19 protein-coding genes and 1 tRNA gene are annotated in these 16,334 nt (G+C 72.3%); 15 read left to right on the top strand and 5 right to left on the bottom strand.

From position 1 onward, the window contains the following. Nucleotides 1-118 precede the first annotated feature (118 nt). From OG392_RS21435 to OG392_RS21500, 14 genes are all read left to right on the top strand, one after another. The gene (locus OG392_RS21435) at nt 119-529 is read left to right on the top strand and encodes an NADH-quinone oxidoreductase subunit A (protein ID WP_329281829.1); all 411 of its coding nucleotides are present in this window, start codon (nt 119-121) and stop codon (nt 527-529) included. Further along, nucleotides 520-1,146, top strand: a complete 627-nt coding sequence (locus OG392_RS21440) for an NADH-quinone oxidoreductase subunit B (RefSeq protein WP_329281831.1) — start codon at nt 520-522, stop codon at nt 1,144-1,146. The genes OG392_RS21435 and OG392_RS21440 overlap by 10 nt, the downstream gene beginning before the upstream one ends. Continuing rightward, nucleotides 1,143-2,555, top strand: a complete 1,413-nt coding sequence (locus tag OG392_RS21445; RefSeq protein WP_329281833.1) for an NADH-quinone oxidoreductase subunit C — start codon at nt 1,143-1,145, stop codon at nt 2,553-2,555. Before OG392_RS21440 ends, OG392_RS21445 begins: the two co-directional genes overlap by 4 nt. Continuing rightward, nucleotides 2,552-3,520 carry a complex I subunit 1/NuoH family protein gene (locus OG392_RS21450; protein WP_329281835.1) on the top strand — a complete coding sequence of 323 codons (969 nt, stop codon included), beginning with the start codon at nt 2,552-2,554 and terminating at the stop codon, nt 3,518-3,520. The genes OG392_RS21445 and OG392_RS21450 overlap by 4 nt, the downstream gene beginning before the upstream one ends. Continuing rightward, nucleotides 3,520-4,095, top strand: coding sequence for a NuoI/complex I 23 kDa subunit family protein (locus OG392_RS21455; RefSeq protein WP_329281837.1), 576 nt, complete (start codon nt 3,520-3,522; stop codon nt 4,093-4,095). The genes OG392_RS21450 and OG392_RS21455 overlap by 1 nt, the downstream gene beginning before the upstream one ends. Before the next feature lie 56 nt (nt 4,096-4,151). After that, on the top strand, nt 4,152-4,697 hold the full coding sequence (locus OG392_RS21460) for an NADH-quinone oxidoreductase subunit J family protein (RefSeq protein ID WP_329287386.1): 546 nt from the start codon (nt 4,152-4,154) through the stop codon (nt 4,695-4,697). Then, nucleotides 4,697-5,086: an NADH-quinone oxidoreductase subunit NuoK gene (gene nuoK / locus OG392_RS21465; RefSeq protein WP_329281840.1), complete on the top strand. Its 390-nt coding sequence runs from the start codon at nt 4,697-4,699 to the stop codon at nt 5,084-5,086. Before OG392_RS21460 ends, nuoK begins: the two co-directional genes overlap by 1 nt. After that, a complete protein-coding gene (locus OG392_RS21470) occupies nt 5,083-7,062 on the top strand; it encodes an NADH-quinone oxidoreductase subunit 5 family protein (protein WP_329281842.1) in 1,980 nt (659 codons plus the stop codon). Before nuoK ends, OG392_RS21470 begins: the two co-directional genes overlap by 4 nt. Before the next feature lie 27 nt (nt 7,063-7,089). Then, nucleotides 7,090-8,643 carry a complex I subunit 4 family protein gene (locus tag OG392_RS21475; RefSeq protein WP_329287387.1) on the top strand — a complete coding sequence of 518 codons (1,554 nt, stop codon included), beginning with the start codon at nt 7,090-7,092 and terminating at the stop codon, nt 8,641-8,643. After that, nucleotides 8,640-10,178 carry an NADH-quinone oxidoreductase subunit N gene (locus OG392_RS21480; RefSeq protein ID WP_329281844.1) on the top strand — a complete coding sequence of 513 codons (1,539 nt, stop codon included), beginning with the start codon at nt 8,640-8,642 and terminating at the stop codon, nt 10,176-10,178. Before OG392_RS21475 ends, OG392_RS21480 begins: the two co-directional genes overlap by 4 nt. A gap of 45 nt (nt 10,179-10,223) precedes the next feature. Then, nucleotides 10,224-10,679, top strand: coding sequence for a large conductance mechanosensitive channel protein MscL (mscL, locus tag OG392_RS21485; RefSeq protein WP_329281846.1), 456 nt, complete (start codon nt 10,224-10,226; stop codon nt 10,677-10,679). Between the two features lie 186 nt (nt 10,680-10,865). Next, the gene (gene htpX / locus OG392_RS21490) at nt 10,866-11,729 is read left to right on the top strand and encodes a zinc metalloprotease HtpX (RefSeq protein WP_329281847.1); all 864 of its coding nucleotides are present in this window, start codon (nt 10,866-10,868) and stop codon (nt 11,727-11,729) included. Further along, nucleotides 11,726-12,124, top strand: coding sequence for a YccF domain-containing protein (locus OG392_RS21495; RefSeq protein ID WP_329281849.1), 399 nt, complete (start codon nt 11,726-11,728; stop codon nt 12,122-12,124). Before htpX ends, OG392_RS21495 begins: the two co-directional genes overlap by 4 nt. Nucleotides 12,125-12,155: 31 nt before the next feature. Next, a complete protein-coding gene (locus tag OG392_RS21500; protein ID WP_329281851.1) occupies nt 12,156-12,317 on the top strand; it encodes a hypothetical protein in 162 nt (53 codons plus the stop codon). Here the strand turns inward: OG392_RS21500 and OG392_RS21505 are convergent. From OG392_RS21505 to OG392_RS21520, 4 genes are all read right to left on the bottom strand, one after another. Then, the gene (locus tag OG392_RS21505; protein WP_329281853.1) at nt 12,283-13,521 is read right to left on the bottom strand and encodes an APC family permease; all 1,239 of its coding nucleotides are present in this window, start codon (nt 13,519-13,521) and stop codon (nt 12,283-12,285) included. The genes OG392_RS21500 and OG392_RS21505 overlap by 35 nt on opposite strands. Nucleotides 13,522-13,610: 89 nt before the next feature. Next, nucleotides 13,611-14,273, bottom strand: coding sequence for an alpha-ketoglutarate-dependent dioxygenase AlkB family protein (locus tag OG392_RS21510; protein ID WP_329281855.1), 663 nt, complete (start codon nt 14,271-14,273; stop codon nt 13,611-13,613). Beyond that, nucleotides 14,270-14,767 (bottom strand): methylated-DNA--[protein]-cysteine S-methyltransferase, encoded by a 498-nt coding sequence (locus OG392_RS21515; RefSeq protein ID WP_329281857.1) that lies wholly within the window; start codon nt 14,765-14,767, stop codon nt 14,270-14,272. Before OG392_RS21515 ends, OG392_RS21510 begins: the two co-directional genes overlap by 4 nt. A 94-nt stretch (nt 14,768-14,861) precedes the next feature. Then, complete coding sequence (locus OG392_RS21520; RefSeq protein WP_015035522.1) at nt 14,862-15,353, bottom strand: YajQ family cyclic di-GMP-binding protein; 492 nt, start codon at nt 15,351-15,353, stop codon at nt 14,862-14,864. 170 nt (nt 15,354-15,523) lie between these two features. Between OG392_RS21520 and OG392_RS21525 the strand changes: the two genes are divergently transcribed. Beyond that, nucleotides 15,524-15,605: transfer RNA gene (locus tag OG392_RS21525), tRNA-Tyr, on the top strand. A 70-nt stretch (nt 15,606-15,675) separates the two neighbouring features. Here the strand turns inward: OG392_RS21525 and OG392_RS21530 are convergent. Further along, on the bottom strand, nt 15,676-16,332 hold the full coding sequence (locus OG392_RS21530; RefSeq protein WP_329281861.1) for an SDR family oxidoreductase: 657 nt from the start codon (nt 16,330-16,332) through the stop codon (nt 15,676-15,678). Between the last annotated feature and the right edge of the window lie 2 nt (nt 16,333-16,334).

A 16,334-nucleotide genomic window follows, 5' to 3' on the forward strand; every position in this document is an offset into this window, starting at 1 on the left:
TGCGAGGGCCGTGCGAGGACCGTGCTCACGCGACTGCTTACGGTCTCTTTAGCAGGGCCTAGACTCGCGTCCGTACAGAAGTGACTCATGAGACACCGAGACCGAGGGGCGGACGGACGTGCGGGAACCGACCGTTGTCGCGGCCGAAGCGACGGGCGCGGCGGACTACTTCCAGACGTACTCCGTCGTCGGCCTGCTCGCCGTCGTCGGCGTGCTCTTCGTCGCCGTGGCGTTCGGCGCGGGCCGACTGCTGAGGCCTGTCGTGCCGACGCCCGAGAAACTCCTCACCTACGAGTGCGGTGTCGACCCCGTGGGGGAGGGCTGGGCGCACACCCAGGTCCGCTACTACGTGTACGCCTTCCTCTACGTCGTCTTCGCCGTCGACTCGATCTTCCTCTTCCCCTGGGCGACGGTCTTCGCCGCGCCCGGTTACGGCGCCACGACCCTGGTCGAGATGTTCGTCTTCCTCGGCTTCCTGGCCGTGGGGCTGCTCTACGCGTACAGGAAGGGCGTCCTGGCATGGACGTAACACCCCTGCCCACACCCCTGCCCGCCCCGAAGCTGGGGCCGCTGGCCCGCCTGGCCCCCGAGCCGATGAAGGTGGTCCTGAACTGGGGCCGCCGCTACAGCCTGTGGGTCTTCAACTTCGGGCTCGCGTGCTGCGCGATCGAGTTCATCGCCGCGTCGATGGCCCGGCACGACTTCATCCGGCTCGGCGTGATCCCGTTCGCGCCGGGCCCGCGCCAGGCCGACCTGATGATCGTCTCGGGCACGGTGACGGACAAGATGGCGCCGGCGGTGAAGCGGCTCTACGAGCAGATGCCGGAACCGAAGTACGTCATCTCCTTCGGCGCCTGCTCCAACTGCGGCGGCCCCTACTGGGACTCGTACTCGGTCACCAAGGGCGTCGACCAGATCATCCCGGTCGACGTGTACGTGCCGGGATGCCCGCCGCGCCCCGAGGCGCTGCTCCAGGGCATCCTCAAGCTCCAGGAGAAGATCGCGCGGGAGAGCCTGGCGGAGCGGTACGCGAACACCGGCGGCCCGTCGGTCACGCAGCTCACGAGCCCGCTGGTGGAGGGGCCGTCGACGACGCGACCGGCGGGCGGGAACCCGCCGGCGGAGAGCCCGGGGGCCGAGGCATGACGGCGTACGACTCCCTCCCCGGCTCCGTGACGGAGGTCTTCGGCGAGGAGGCGACGGCGGAGCAGGCGTACGACCTGCTGACCGTCGACGTCCCGCCGGGCTCCTGGCTCACGGCGCTGGAGACCGCCCGGGACACGCTCGGGTGCACCTACTTCGACTGGCTGAGCGCGGTCGACGAGCCGGGCACGGGCTTCCGGGTCTGCGCGCACGTGGCCGCGGTGGGGGAGGGGCGTCCGCGCCGCCTCCTGCTCCGGACGACGGTCCCGCACGCCGCTCCCGCCCTGCCCACGGCGATCGGTGTGTACGCGGGCGCGGGCTGGCACGAGCGCGAGACCCACGAGATGTTCGGCGTCGACTTCACCGGTCACCCGCACCTGGTGCCGCTGCTCCTCCCGGAGAACTTCGAGGGCCACCCGCTGCGCAAGGACTTCGTCCTCGCGGCCCGCGTCGCGAAGGCGTGGCCGGGCGCCAAGGAGCCGGGCGAGTCGCACGAGGGCGGCCCGAAGCGCCGCCAGATGCTCCCCCCGGGCGTCCCGGACCCCAACGAATGGGGCCCCCTCAAGGGCCAGCTGCCCCCTGCGCCGGCGCGTCCGGCCCGAGCGGCGGCGGGCGACCGCCCGGCCCGCCGGACCCGCTCGGTGACGGAGGGCTCGGCGACCCAGCCGGAGACCCCGACGGCGCCCGCGGCGGACACCACCCGCCCGCCGCGCCGCTCGCGCTCGGTGTCGGAGGGCTCGGCGAGCCAGGCGGAGCCGTCGGCCGTGGAGCCGGAGACCCCGACGACGCCCCCGGCGGACACCACCCGCCCGCCGCGCCGCTCGCGCTCGGTGTCGGAGGGCTCGGCGAGCCAGGCTGCCGCGAGCCCGGAGCCGTCGGCCGACACTCCGCCCGCGGCGGCCCGCCCGCCACGTCGCACCCGCTCGGCCGCCGACGGCTCGGCGAGCCGGTCGACCCCGGACGCCCCGTCCGCCCCGTCCGCCCCGGACGGCTCCGCGCCCCGCGCGGAGGCCGCGCCGCCGCGTACCCGCAGTGCGGACGCTCCCTGGCACCACGCCCGCCCGGCCTTCGACGAGGGGCCGACGCCTCCGCCGTCCCCGGCGGAGCCTGCGGCTCGGACGGCGCCCGAGCCCGAGGACGCACCCGAGCCGGGAGACGAGCCGACGGCGCCCGAGCCCGAGGCAGCACCCGAGCCGGAGACCCGGGCCGAGCCCGAGCCGGAGACCCCGGCCGCACCCGAGCCCGACGCCGACGCCCCCCTCGTGGCGCCGGCCCCCGGCGCCCCGCCCAAGGACGGGCCCACCGGCCCCACCGGTCCGGAAGACCCCACAGGCCCCAGCAGCCCCGCCAGTCCCACCGGCCCCACCGGTCCGGCCGAACCCACCACCCCCGCCGGAGGCGATCCCGCGTGAACGACGTACTCGACGTCGCCCTCCGGCTTCTCGTCGTCTTCGCCGTCTTCCTCGTCCTGCCGCTCGTCGTCGGCCAGACCGAGCACAAGGTCATGGCCCACATGCAGGGCCGTCTCGGCCCCATGTACGCCGGTGGCTTCCACGGCTGGGCCCAGCTCGTCGCCGACGGTGTGAAGTTCGCGCAGAAGGAGGACATCGTCCCCAAGGACGCCGACCGGCGGGTCTTCCAGCTCGCGCCGGCCGTCGCCCTTCTCCCGTACCTCCTCGTTCTCGTCGCGATCCCGATCGGTCCGAGCGAGGGCGCCGTCGGGCAGGTCGTCGACGCCGGCATCTTCTTCGTGCTGGCCGTGATGGGCGTCGGCGTCCTCGGCAGCCTGATGGCCGGCTGGGCTTCCGCGAACAAGTTCTCGCTGCTCGGCGGGCTCCGTACCGCCGCCCAGCTCCTCGCGTACGAACTCCCCATGCTCCTCGCCGCCGCCTCCGTCGCGATGGCCGCCGGCACGGTCTCCCTCCCCGGCATCCTCAACGCCTTCGAGTGGTGGTGGGTGCCCTGGCAGATCGTCGGCGCGCTCGTCTTCTTCGTGGCGGGCCTGGCGGAGCTCCAGCGGCCGCCGTTCGACATGCCCGTCGCCGACTCGGAGATCATCTTCGGCGCGTACACCGAGTACACCGGTCTCCGGTTCGCGCTCTTCCTGCTCGCCGAGTACGCCGGCATCGTCGTCCTGTGCAGCCTCACCACCGTCCTGTTCCTCGGCGGCTGGCACGGGCCCTTCGGCGCGGACGGTCTCGGCTGGGTCTGGACCCTCCTCAAGACCGCGATCCTCGCGTTCGTCGTGATCTGGCTGCGGGTGAGCTACCCGCGCCTCCGTGAGGACCAGCTCCAGAAGCTCGCCTGGACGACCCTCGTCCCGCTCGCGCTCGCGCAGATCGCGCTCACCGGCATCATGAAGGTGGCGATCCAGTAATGGCCATTCCCGGCTCCGGCCTCGCCAAGGGCCTCGCCGTCACCCTCCGCACGATGACGAGGAAGACCGTCACCGCGCAGTACCCGGACGTCCAGCCCGAGCTGCCGCCCCGCACTCGCGGGGTCATCGGGCTGTTCGAGGAGAACTGCACGGTCTGCATGCTCTGCGCCCGTGAGTGCCCCGACTGGTGCATCTACATCGACTCCCACAAGGAGACGGTGCCGGCGGCCGCCCCCGGTGGCCGCGAGCGCAGCCGGAACGTCCTCGACCGTTTCGCCATCGACTTCTCCCTCTGCATGTACTGCGGTATCTGCATCGAGGTGTGCCCGTTCGACGCGCTGTTCTGGTCGCCCGAGTTCGAGTACGCGGAGACCGACATCCACGAGCTGACCCACGAGCGCGACAAGCTCCGCGAGTGGATGTGGACGGTTCCCGAACCGCCCGCCCTCGATCCGCGCGCCGAGGAGCCGAAGGAGATCGCGGCAGCCCGCAAGGCGGTCGAGAAGGCCGCCGCCGCGGCCCAGGCCGAGGCAGAGGCCGCGGCCCGGACCCAGGCCGAGGGGGACCAGCCGTGATCCTCGCCGCCGCCCAGCACCTCGCTCACGCCGCCCAGCAGGCCGCCCCGCAGCCCGTGCTGAACCAGCAGACCCATGGCTTCCTCTCGCCCACCGGCGTCGAGATCGCCTTCCTCCTCGTGGGCCTCGTCACCCTCGGCGCCGCCCTCGTCACCGTCACCACCCGCCAGCTCGTCCACGCCGCGCTCTGGCTGGTCGTGGCGCTGGGCGGGCTCGCCGTCGAGTACCTGCTCCTGACGGCCGAGTTCATCGCCTGGGTCCAGGTCCTGATCTACGTCGGTTCCGTCGTCGTCCTCCTGCTCTTCGGGCTCATGCTCACCAAGGCCCCCATCGGCCACTCGCCGGACGCCGACTCCCGCAACAGACCGGTCGCCGCGGCGGTCGCCCTCGCCGCCGCGGGCGCGCTCGTCTGGGTGGTCGTCGACGCGTTCCGTACGACCTGGATCGACCTCGACGGAGCCGTGCAGGGCTCCACCGAGGTGTCCGGCCAGATCCTCTTCCGGCACTGGGTGCTGCCCTTCGAGGCGCTGTCCGTGCTGCTGCTGGCCGCCCTGGTCGGCGCCATCGTGCTCTCCCGCAGGAAGAAGGAGGAGCAGCGCTGATGCACCTCGCCTACCCGGCCGTCCTCGCCGCCCTCCTCTTCGCCATCGGCGTGTACGGCGTCCTCGCCCGCCGCAACGCGATCCTGGTCCTGATGTCCGTCGAGCTGATGCTCAACGCCGTCAACCTCAACCTGGTCGCCTTCGACGTCTGGCTCCGCGACACCCTGCACGCCGGTCAGGCCCTCACCCTCTTCACCATCGCCATCGCCGCCGCGGAGATCGGCATCGGTCTGGCGATCGTCCTGATGGTCCACCGCAACAAGGGCACCTCGGACATCGACCGGCTCCGTGACACGGCGGAGCCGCCGCAGCCCTGGGACGGCGCGCCCGAGGACGGCACGACCACCGACGACACGCCCACCGGCGAGAAGGCCGAGGCCACCGCGTGACCACCACGACCCTCGCCGTCCTCGTCCCCGTCCTCCCCTTCCTCGGCTCCGTCGCCGGACTCCTGCTGGGCCGCACCGCCCCCGGCTACGTCCGCCCGCTGGCCGTGCTGCCCGCCCTCGCCGCCACGGTCCTGGCCGTGCTCGTCGCCGTACGGCAGGGCGGCGGGAAGGCGATCGAGGCCGCCACCGAGCTCACCCCCACCGGCTCGGTCCCCATCGACCTGGCCCTGTACATCGACGGTTTCGCGGCCCTCGTCGCGGTGCTCGTCGGCGTCGTCGCCACCTGTGTGCAGGTCTACTCGACCGGATACCTCCGCGAGGACCCGCGCTACCCCTCGTACGCCGCGCTCGTCTCCCTCTTCACCTCCGCGATGCTGCTCGTCGTCTACTCCGGCGACCTGATGGTGCTGCTGGTCGGCTGGGAGATCATGGGCATCTGCTCGTACTTCCTCGTCGGCCACTACTGGGAGACCCCCGAGGCGCGGGCCGCCTCCCTGAAGGCCTTCCTCGTCACCAAGCTCGGTGACGTCCCCTTCCTCATCGGTCTCTTCGCGCTCGCCGCCGACGCGGGCACGTTCCGGATCACGGGTGTCCTCGGCGCCGTCGTGAGCGGCGGCCTCGACCACCCCACCCTGATCGCGCTGCTGCTGCTCGCCGGTGTGGCCGGCAAGTCGGCCCAGTTCCCGCTGCACACCTGGCTCCCGGACGCCATGGCCGGCCCCACCCCCGTCTCCGCGCTCATCCACGCGGCGACGATGGTCGCCGCCGGCATCTACTTCACGGCCCGGCTGCTGCCCGTCTTCGCCGCCTCCGCCGCCGCGATGACGGTGCTCGCCGTGATGGCCGCGATCACGATGGTCGGCTCGGCGCTCGCCGCGCTCGCCCAGGACGACATCAAGCGGGTCCTCGCCTACTCGACGATCGGTCAGCTCGGCTACATGGCCGGTGCCCTGGCCGTCGGGGACCGCGGGTCCGCCGTCTTCCACCTCCTCTCGCACGCCGCCTTCAAGGCCCTGCTCTTCCTCGCCGCCGGCACGGTCATCCACGCCGCCGGTACGAACTCGCTGACCGCCATGTCCCGCATGAGCGGCCTCGCGAAGCGCATCCCCGACGCGTACTGGACGATGACCGTCGCCCTGCTCGCGCTCGCCGCGATCCCGCCCTTCGCCGGCTTCTTCTCCAAGGAGGCCGTGCTGGTGGCCGCCGAGCACACCGCGCTCGGGGACCGCACGGTCGCCCCCGCGGGGGCCGGCTGGACCGTCCTCGTCGCCGGGCTGCTGACCGCCCTGCTCACCGCCGCGTACGCGCTCCGCCTCTGGCTGCGGACCTTCCGCGGCCGGGGCGCCGAGGCCCCGGACCACGGACGCCAGCCGCTCGCCATGACGTCCGTCCTGTGGGTGCTCGCGATCCCCTCCGTGGGCTTCGGACTGACGGTCACGTACCTCGACGACTGGTTCGACGGGAACGACCTCACCCCGACCCTGACCACGGCCGTCCTCGGCACCGGCCTCGCCGCCGCCGGAGCCGTGATCACGTACGCGGTCTGGCGCACCCTCGCCGCCCGGACCCCGGTGACCGCCGCCGCCCCGCACGTGGCCCACCCCGACGCCGACGCCGGTCTCGTCGAGGCCGAGGCGCTGCGCCTGCCGCACCCCGCCGAGGACCCGGCCGACCCCGGCCGCGCCCTCCTCGGCCCGCTGCACGGTCCCGCCGCCGACGGCTTCCACCTGGACGCCGTCTACCGGACGGCGTTCGTCCGCCCCGTCCTCGCCGCCGCGTCCCTGGTCCGTTTCCTGGACCGCGAGGTCGTCGACACCTACGTCCGCGCCGCGGGCACCTCCGCCAAGGGTCTCGGCTGGCTCGTCCGCCGCGCCCAGACCGGCAACGTGCAGACCTACCTCAGCGCCCTGCTCGCCGGCTCCGTCGTCCTGGCGATCGTCGCCGTCGCCCTCGCCAACGCCGTCGCCGGAGCGTGAGCCGTGATCGATATCAGCGAATCCGTGATGCAGTTCCTTCTGGCGTTGATCGTCGCCGGACCGCTCCTCGGCGCGGTCGCCGCCCTGCTCCCCGCCCCGCCGGGGCTGAAGGGGAAGTCCCCGGACCAGGCCGTGCTCCGCCACGGCGTCACGGTCACCGGGGTGATCCTGCTGGCCGCGATCGTCCTCGCGCTCGGCTTCGACCACGACCAGCCGTCGAGGATGCAGGCAACGACGGACATCAGCTGGATCCACGCACTCGACGTGCGGATCCACCTCGGTGTCGACGGCATCTCCCTCCCCCTCCTGGTCCTGACCGCGCTCCTGAGCTTCCTCTGCGCGCTGTACAGCTACTTCAAGATGCCCGCGGGCCCTTCCCCCAAGGGCTTCGTGGCGCTGCTCCTCGTCCTGGAGTCCGGCACCCTCGCCACCTTCGCCGTCCTCGACCTGATCCTGTTCTTCCTGGCCTTCGAGATGGTCCTCGTCCCGATGTACTTCCTCATCGCCCGCTGGGGCGGCGAGGCCAGGCAGGCCGCGGCCTGGAAGTTCATCCTCTACACGCTGCTCGGCTCCGTCGTCATGCTGCTCGGCCTGCTCCTCATCGGAGTGAAGGCGGGCACCTTCGACATGGTGGCACTGGCCACTGACAACGGCCGGGGACTGACCACATCCGTGCAGGTCATCGCCGTTCTCGCGATCGGTCTCGGGCTCGCGGTGAAGACCCCGATGTGGCCGCTGCACAGCTGGCTCCCGGACGCCCACACCGCCGCCCCGACGGTCGGCTCGGTCCTCCTCGCCGGCGTCCTGCTCAAGATGGGCACATACGGTTTCGTCCGGATCGTCCTGCCGATCGCCCCCGACGGCATGCGGGTCTTCGCCCCTTACCTGGCCGCGTTCGCCGTCGCCGGGATCATCTACGGATCGCTCGCCTGCCTCGCTCTCGTACGGCCCGGCAACAAGGGCGACCTCAAGCGCCTCATCGCCTACTCCTCCGTCGGCCACATGGGCTTCGTGCTCCTCGGCATCGCCACCATGACCCCCACCGGCGTCAACGGCGCGCTCTTCGCCAACGTCGCCCACGGCCTCGTCACCGGCCTGCTCTTCTTCCTGGTCGGCGCGGTCAAGGACCGGTACGGCACCGCCGACCTCGACACCCTCGCGGGAGCCACCGGCGCCGCCCTCTACGGCCGCGCCCCGCGTCTCGGCGCCCTCCTCGCCTTCGCCGCCGTCGCCTCCCTCGGTCTGCCCGGCCTGGCCGGCTTCTGGGGCGAGATGCTGGCCCTGTTCGGGGCCTTCGAGCCGGCCCCGGGCCTCAGCCGGCCCGCGTTCCTCACGTTCATGGCGATCGGCGCCTTCGGGACCCTGCTCACCGCCGCGTACCTCCTGCTCGTCGTCCGCCGCGTCTGCATGGGCGGCCCCCGCCCCGCGGGCGAGACGCCGATCGCCGACGTCCAGGGGTACGAGTTCGCCGCCTGGACCCCGCTCGTCGCCCTCACCGTCCTCGCCGGACTCTGGCCCGCGGTCCTCCTCGGCCTCACCGACCCGGCCGTCCAGCAGCTCCTCGCCGGAGGCACCCGATGACCCCCTTGACGGCGCTCGCCGGCGAGTCGCTCGTCCAGTCCGTCGACTGGCTGACGATCGCGCCCCCCACCCTCACGGCCGTGGTCGCCCTCGTCGTGCTCGTCGCCGACCTGTTCGTCCCCGAGGAGCGCAAGCGGCTCCTCGGCTGGACCGCGATCGCCGGTCTGGTCGCCGCCCTCGCCCTTCTCGTGCCGCTGCGGGCCGGCGACCGCTCCACCTTCTGTCTCACCGCGGACACCCAGGTCGACGCGTGCAGCTACACGGCCGACCACTTCACCCTGGCCATCCAGCTGCTCGTGCTCGGCGGCGCGCTCGTGACGGCGCTGCTCTCCGTGACCGAGACCCGCGAGAGGCTCCCGGCCGGCGAGTACTGGTTCCTGCTGCTGTCCTCGGCCGCCGGAGCCGCGCTGCTGCCCGCCTCCCGGGACCTCGCGACCCTGGTCGTCGCCCTGGAGGTGGCCTCACTGCCCGCCTTCGCGCTCGTCGGCCTCAAGCGCGGCGACCGCATGTCCGGCGAGGCCGCGCTCAAGTTCTTCCTGTCCTCCGTGACCGCGACCGCCGTCACCCTGCTCGGCGTCAGCTTCGTGTACGCGGCGACCGGCACCCTCCACCTCACGGAGCTCGCCCAGTCCCTCGACGAGGTCCCCGGCCAGCTCCAGACGCTCGCCGGGGCGGGGGTGGCCCTCACCCTCGTCGGCTTCGCGTTCAAGACGGCCGCCGTCCCCTTCCACTTCTGGGTGCCGGACACCTACGTCGGTGCCCCGCTGCCCGTCGCCGCCTATCTGTCGGTCGTCGGCAAGGCCGTCGGCTTCACCGGGCTCATCCTGGTGACGGTCGTCGCCTTCCCCTCGTACGCCGACGTGTGGGGCCCGGCGCTCGCCGCCCTCGCCGCGCTGACCATGACCGTCGGCAACGTCGCCGCCCTGCGGCAGCTGCCCACGCGCGCGTGGAGCGCGGTCCGGCTGCTCGCCTGGTCCTCGGTCGCCCAGGCCGGCTACCTGCTCGTGCCGATCGCGGCCGCCGCGTACTCCAGCGACGACCAGATCGGTGCCACCGTCGCGTACGCCCTGATGTACGCCGTGGTGAACCTCGGCGCGTTCGCGGTCGTCGCGCTCGTCGCCCGCCGACACCCGGAGAACCGGCTCGCGGACTACCGGGGCCTGTACGCGACGAGCCCCGCCGCCGCGCTGGCGCTCGCCTTCTTCCTCCTGAATCTGGCCGGTTTGCCCCCGGGTATCATCGGCCTCTTCGCCAAGGTGACCGTCTTCTCGGCGGCCGTCGACGCGGGCCTCGGCTGGCTGGCCGTGATCATGGGCGTGAACGTCGTGATCGGGCTGTACTACTACCTCCGCTGGACGGCGCTGCTGTTCCGCACGCCGGAAGGCGCGCAGGAGGAGGCGCCGGTGAAGGGCCGTGTCCCCCACGCGGTCCCCGCGCCGATCACCCTGGCGATCGTGCTGACCGCCGTCGCCGGAGTCGTCCTGTCGGGTTACCCGCAGTTCGCCCTGCGGTTCGCGGCGACCAGCCTGTTCTGATCCCCCCCACGAGCCGACACGAGCATCACCGAGGAGCATCACCCCGTGCTGAACGGATTCAAGGACTTCATACTTCGTGGAAACGTCATCTCGATGGCCATCGGTCTGGCTGTCGGAACGGCGTTCACGGCGGTCGTCACGGGGTTCAGCAAGGCGTTCATCACCCCGCTCATCGGCCTCGCCACCGGCTCCGTCGGCAACTTCAACGACGCGCAGTTCCACGTCGGCAAGACCGTCTTCCCCTACGGTCTGGCGATCTCCGCCGCCATAGCGTTCGTCATCACCGCCGCGGTCCTCTACTTCCTGATCGTCGCCCCGCTGGCGAAGGTCCAGGCGAAGTTCGCGAAGGAGGAGGCGGCCGACCCCAAGGCAGAGAAGCGCGACTGCCCCCGCTGCTTCACCGAGATCCCGGCCATCGCCTCCCGCTGCGCCCACTGCACCAGCGAGGTCGAGCCCGTGGCCGTCACCCTGGAGAAGTTCGGCGTCCCGACGCCCCGCTGATCACCCGAACGGCCCACACCCCGCCACCGGCGCCCCCGGAGCGGCCGGGGGAACCCGAACCTCCCGCCTGGCGTTGACCAGTACGGAAGGGTCCACTGGACCTGGAGGTCCCTCCCGGACGAAGACCGGGAGTGGACGACCAACGACGCAAAGGGTTCCCCTGCCGCACCACTTGGAGGGCGTACCGTGCACCGCCGGCACAACGGGCTGAGGACCGCCGTACTCCTCGGAGGGCTCTCCGCCCTCATCATCGTCATCGGCAGCTTCTTCGGCCGTACGGGGCTGATCGTCGCGCTGTTGGTGGCGCTCGGCACCAACGCGTACGCGTACTGGAACAGCGACAAGCTGGCACTGCGGGCCATGAGGGCCCGGCCGGTCAGCGAGTTCGAGGCCCCCGCCCTGTACCGGATGGTGCGGGAGCTCTCCACGCAGGCGCGCCAGCCCATGCCGCGGCTCTACATCTCGCCGACCCAGGCGCCCAACGCCTTCGCGACCGGCCGCAACCCGCGCAACGCCGCGGTGTGCTGCACCGAGGGCATCCTCGCGATCCTCGACGAGCGCGAGCTGCGCGGAGTCATCGGCCACGAGCTGAGCCATGTCTACAACCGGGACATCCTCATCTCCTCGGTCGCCGGAGCGCTCGCCTCCGTGATCATGTTCCTGGTCAACTTCGCCTGGCTGATCCCGGTCGGCCGGTCCAGCGACGACGACCGTCCCGGGCTGCTCGGGATGCTCCTCGTCATGATCCTGGGCCCGATCGCCGCCTCGGTCATCCAGCTGGCCATCTCCCGCTCCCGCGAGTACGAGGCCGACGCCTCCGGCGCGCAGCTCACCGGCGACCCGCTCGCCCTGGCCAGTGCCCTGCGGAAGCTGGACGCCGGCACCAGGCAGCTGCCGCTGCCCGCCGAGCCGCGGATCGAGACCGCGAGCCACATGATGATCGCGAACCCGTTCGGCCCCGGAAAGGGCATGTCCAAGATGTTCTCCACCCACCCGCCGATGGCCGAGCGGATCGCCCGGCTCGAACAGATGGCAGGTCGACGCCCGTGAAGACGATCCTCAACATCATCTGGCTGATCCTCTGCGGATTCTGGATGTTCCTGGGCTACATGCTCGCGGGCGTCCTGCTCTGCATCACGATCATCGGCATCCCCTTCGGGTTGGCCGCGTTCCGCATCGGGCTCTACGCGCTGTGGCCCTTCGGGCAGACCGTCGTGGACCGCCGCGACGCGGGAGCCCCCTCCTGCGTGGGCAACGTCCTGTGGCTGATCCTGGCCGGCTGGTGGCTCGCCCTCGGCCACATCACCACCGGCATCGCCCTCTGCATCACGATCATCGGCATCCCGCTCGGCATCGCGAACTTCAAGATGATCCCGGTGTCGCTCCTGCCGCTCGGCAAGGAGATCGTCCCCACGGACCAGGCCTACGGCTACACGAGCCGCTAGGTGCGGAGCCCCCGCCAGGCACTCGCCGCCCGTGCGCTGCGAACTCCGTGGCTGCGAGCCGCGCGGGGAACCGGCCCGGGCCGTCACCGAGGCGCTCGTGGAGGGCACCGCGCCGCTCGGCACGCTGGACGTGACCTTCCAGGAGCTGGCCGACACCCTCACGAAGGCGGGGGTACGGCTCGTCCTCGACTGATCGCCCACGCCACCACGCCCACGGCCACCACCCCGGACCCCGCGAGGACGGCGCCCAGCGGCAGCGCGAAGGCGAGCGCCGCGCACCCGGCGAGCCCGAGCGCGGCGAGCGGCCGGTGCGCGGGCCCCAGCGTCCAGGCGGAGGCGTTCGCGATGCCGTAGTAGACGAGCACCCCGAAGGACGAGAAGCCGATCGCGCCGCGCACGTCCGCCGTCGCCGCGACGACGGCCACCACCGCGCCGACCGCGAGCTCGGCCCGGTGCGGTACCTGGAAGCGGGGGTGGACGGCCGCGAGCGCGGTCGGCAGATAGGCGTCCCGGGCCATCGCCAGGGCCGTACGGGACACGCCGAGGATCAGGGAGAGCAGCGAGCCGAGGGCGGCGGCGGCCGCGCCGACCGTGACCACCGGCACCAGCCACGCGGCGCCCGCCGCCCGGGCGGTGTCGGTCAGCGGCGCGGGGGAGTCGGCGAGGGCCTGGGGGCCGAGGACGGTGAGCACGCCGATCGCGACGAGCGCGTAGACGGCGAGCGCGATGCCGAGTGCGAGGGGTACGGCGCGGGGGATGGTGCGGGCCGGATCGCGGACCTCCTCACCGAGCGTGGCGATGCGCGCGTACCCCGCGAATGCGAAGAAGAGCAAACCAGCGGCCTGCAGAACGCCGCCTGTGGTGAGTCCCGCGCCGGGGGAGGCGGGGCGCGTCCCGCCGGCCCCGAGGGCGACCACGACGACCGCGACGAGGACCGCGAGAACGAACCCGACGATCACCCGGGTGAGCAGCGCCGACTTCTGGACTCCGCCGTAGTTGACGGCGGTCAGGGCCACCACGGCGGCCACCGCCACCGCGTGCGAGTGCTCCGGCCACAGGTACGCGCCGACGGTCAGCGCCATCGCCGCGCAGGAGGCCGTCTTGCCCACCACGAACGCCCAGCCCGCGAGGTACCCCCAGAACGATCCGAGGCATTCGCGACCGTACACATAGGTGCCGCCCGAACGGGGGTACCGGGCCGCGAGCCGGGCCGAGGCCATGGCGTTGCAGTACGCGACGACGGCGGCGGTCCCAAGCGCGAGGAGCAAGCCGCTCCCGGACCCGGCGGCCCCCGCGGCCGGCCCGAGCGCGACGAAGATCCCGGCCCCGACCATGGCGCCGAGCCCGATCACGACCGCGTCGAAGACACCGAGGGACCGGCGCAGCTCAGCACTCATGCGCCGCAGCCTAGGGCCTGTCGTCACACTCCCGTCGTCGGAGGGGCAGACGGGAGTGTGACGACGGGCCCTGGGGGGTTTCCTGTCGATCAGGCCGGGCTCACGGCGTCAGGCCCTCCCCCGTCCACCCGCAGCCCCGTCTCCCGCAGGGTGATGTTGAGCCGCCCGGTGAGCCCGAGGGCGGGATCGGCCGTCCCCGGCCAGACCTTCGGCACCCCGTGATGGACCCACCGCGAGGCCCCGCCGAACACGAACAGGTCGCCGGAGGCCAGCTCGACGTCCTGGTAAGGGCGCCCCCGGCTCTCCTCGTTGCCGAAGCGGAACACGCACCGGTCCCCGAGACTCAGCGACACCACCGGCGCGCCCGAACGCTCCTCGCGGTCCTGGTGCATCCCCATCCGCGCCCCCGGCGCGTAGAAGTTCACCAGCGCGGTGTCGGGAGTGAACCCGCCGTCGTCCCCGTACGCCTCGGCGAGCGCCTCCCGGCCCAGGCGCACGAGCCACGCGGGCAACGGCGCCCCGACGGAGTCGAGATACCGGTACGGGACCCACTGCCGGCCCAGACACAGCGACCGCACCGACATGACCCCGCCACCGGGCAGCACGGTCTGCCGGTACGGCACCGGCCCGCGTCCCCACTCCCGGCAGACGTCCACCAGCTCCCGCTGCCGCGCGGGCGCGAGCCACGCGGGCACGTGCACCGCGCCGGGCGCGATCGTGGCCCGCTCGCGGGGGAACAGGCCCTCGGTCACACCGGGGCCCCCTCCAGGCCGAGGAGCCGCTCCTTGCGGTCGAGTCCCGCGGCATAGCCGCGCAGACCGCCGTCGGCCCCGATCACCCGGTGGCAGGGCCGCACCACGAGCAGCGGATTGCGCCCGATCGCGGTCCCCACGGCCCGAACACCGGCGCCCGGGGAGCCGACGCGCCGGGCGATCTCCCCGTACGAGACGGTCGTGCCGTACGGGATCTCCTCCAGGGCCCGCCAGACGCGACGCTGGAACTCGGTCCCGGCCCCGCCGTCGAGCGGCAGGTCGAACCGGTCGCGCCGCCCGGCGAAGTACTCGTCGAGCTGCCCGGCGACCTCGGCGAAGGCCTCGGGCGCGAGCGTCCACCCGTCCTCGACCTCGACGGCGCCCTTCTGCCCCGGCAGGGACAGCGAGCGCAGCACGGCACGGCCCCCTTCGGCGAGCTGCCCGACCAGCAGCATCTCGCCCAGGGGGCCGTCGACGTACGCGTACACGGTCATGGCTGGTTCCTCTCCCCGCACGGGTCTTCCACGTCCAGTGTGCGGGGACCGCCGTGCCTCGGGCTGGCGGTATTCGGACACGAGCCTCGACGGGTCAGCGGTAGTTCACGAACTGGATCGCGAAGTCGAAGTCCTTGCCCTTGAGCAGCGCCTGCACGGCCTGCAGGTCGTCCCGGCTCTTCGAGCTGACCCGCAGCTCGTCACCCTGGACCTGCGCCTTGACGCCCTTGGGGCCCTCGTCGCGGATGGCCTTCGCGACCTTCTTGGCGTTCTCCTGGGAGATGCCCTCGGTGACCGACGCGAAGAGCTTGTACTCCTTGCCGGACAGCTGCGGTTCACCCTCGACGTCCAGCGACTTCAGCGAGATGCCCCGCTTGATCAGCTTGGTCTGGAAGATGTCGAGGATCGCCATGACGCGCTCCTCGCCGTTGGCCTGCATGAGGATCTTCTCGCCCGACCACGAGATCGAGGCGTTGGTTCCCTTGAAGTCGTAGCGCTGCGAGATCTCCTTCACGGCCTGGTTGAGGGCGTTGTCGACCTCCTGCCGCTCGACCTTGGACACGATGTCGAAACTGGAGTCGGCCATGACTCGTGGCTCCTTGCTCGGATGCTGGGGGTACAGCCCAAAGCCTAGGGGGTGAGTCACGGCCCGAACCGCTGATCAATCCGGTGGCGGACCACCCCCGGGGATCAGGTATTGTTTACGTCGTTGCCACGGAACACCGCCGAAAAGCGGCTCCACGGCAGCGATCTCATGGCGATGTGCCCGAGTGGCCAATGGGAGCGGACTGTAAATCCGTCGGCTTAGCCTACCCAGGTTCGAATCCTGGCGTCGCCACGCGAAACGGAAGGTCCCCGGTGCTTGCACCGGGGGCCTTCCTTCGTTTCCGTGGCCGGGGCCCGACCCGTCAGTTTCCGGCCATGTCCTTCACCGCGACCGAGAGCGGCGTCGAGCCCGAGATGAGTTCCAGGGTCAGGCCGGACGTCGCCGGGGTGTCCAGGAGTTCGGCGATCGCCGCCGCCACGTCGTCGCGGGGGACCGGGCCGCGGCCCGTGCGGGCCTCCAGCCGGACCAGGCCCGTGCCCGCGTCGTCCGTGAGGCTGCCGGGGCGCAGGATCGTCCAGTCCAGGGCCGTGCGGGAGCGGACCTCGTCGTCGGCCGCGCCCTTGGCGCGCAGATAGGCGTCGAAGACCTCGTCCCCCGCGTGCGTGGCGTCCGCGCCCATCGACGAGACGACGATGTACCGGCGTACGCCCGCGCGTTCGGCCGCGTCGGCGAACAGGACCGCCGCCGCGCGGTCCACCGAGTCCTTGCGGTCCACGCCGCTGCCCGGGCCCGCGCCGGCCGCGAAGACGGCCGCGTCGGCGCCCTGGAGCACGGCGGCGACCATCTCGACCGACGCCGACTCCAGGTCCAGGACGACGGGCTCGGCCCCCGCGTCCCGCAGGTCCCCGGACTGTTCCGGTCTGCGGATGATGCCCGCGACCTCGTGCCCGTGCGCCGAGAGCAGCCTCTCCAGGCGCAGGGCGATCTGACCGTGTCCTCCAGCGATGACGATGCGCATAC

Source organism: Streptomyces sp. NBC_00691 (assembly GCF_036226665.1).
In the GTDB taxonomy this organism is placed as follows: domain Bacteria; phylum Actinomycetota; class Actinomycetes; order Streptomycetales; family Streptomycetaceae; genus Streptomyces.

Coding starts and splice junctions, on each gene's coding strand:
- OG392_RS21505 (WP_329281853.1), bottom strand. CDS start 13,521: ATGAGTGCTGAGCTGCGCCGGTCCCTCGGTGTCTTCGACGCGGTCGTG.
- OG392_RS21515 (WP_329281857.1), bottom strand. CDS start 14,767: ATGACCGTGTACGCGTACGTCGACGGCCCCCTGGGCGAGATGCTGCTG.
- nuoK (WP_329281840.1), top strand. CDS start 4,697: ATGCACCTCGCCTACCCGGCCGTCCTCGCCGCCCTCCTCTTCGCCATC.
- OG392_RS21475 (WP_329287387.1), top strand. CDS start 7,090: ATGCAGTTCCTTCTGGCGTTGATCGTCGCCGGACCGCTCCTCGGCGCG.
- OG392_RS21445 (WP_329281833.1), top strand. CDS start 1,143: ATGACGGCGTACGACTCCCTCCCCGGCTCCGTGACGGAGGTCTTCGGC.
- OG392_RS21440 (WP_329281831.1), top strand. CDS start 520: ATGGACGTAACACCCCTGCCCACACCCCTGCCCGCCCCGAAGCTGGGG.
- OG392_RS21530 (WP_329281861.1), bottom strand. CDS start 16,332: ATGCGCATCGTCATCGCTGGAGGACACGGTCAGATCGCCCTGCGCCTG.
- OG392_RS21480 (WP_329281844.1), top strand. CDS start 8,640: ATGACCCCCTTGACGGCGCTCGCCGGCGAGTCGCTCGTCCAGTCCGTC.
- OG392_RS21455 (WP_329281837.1), top strand. CDS start 3,520: ATGGCCATTCCCGGCTCCGGCCTCGCCAAGGGCCTCGCCGTCACCCTC.
- OG392_RS21520 (WP_015035522.1), bottom strand. CDS start 15,353: ATGGCCGACTCCAGTTTCGACATCGTGTCCAAGGTCGAGCGGCAGGAG.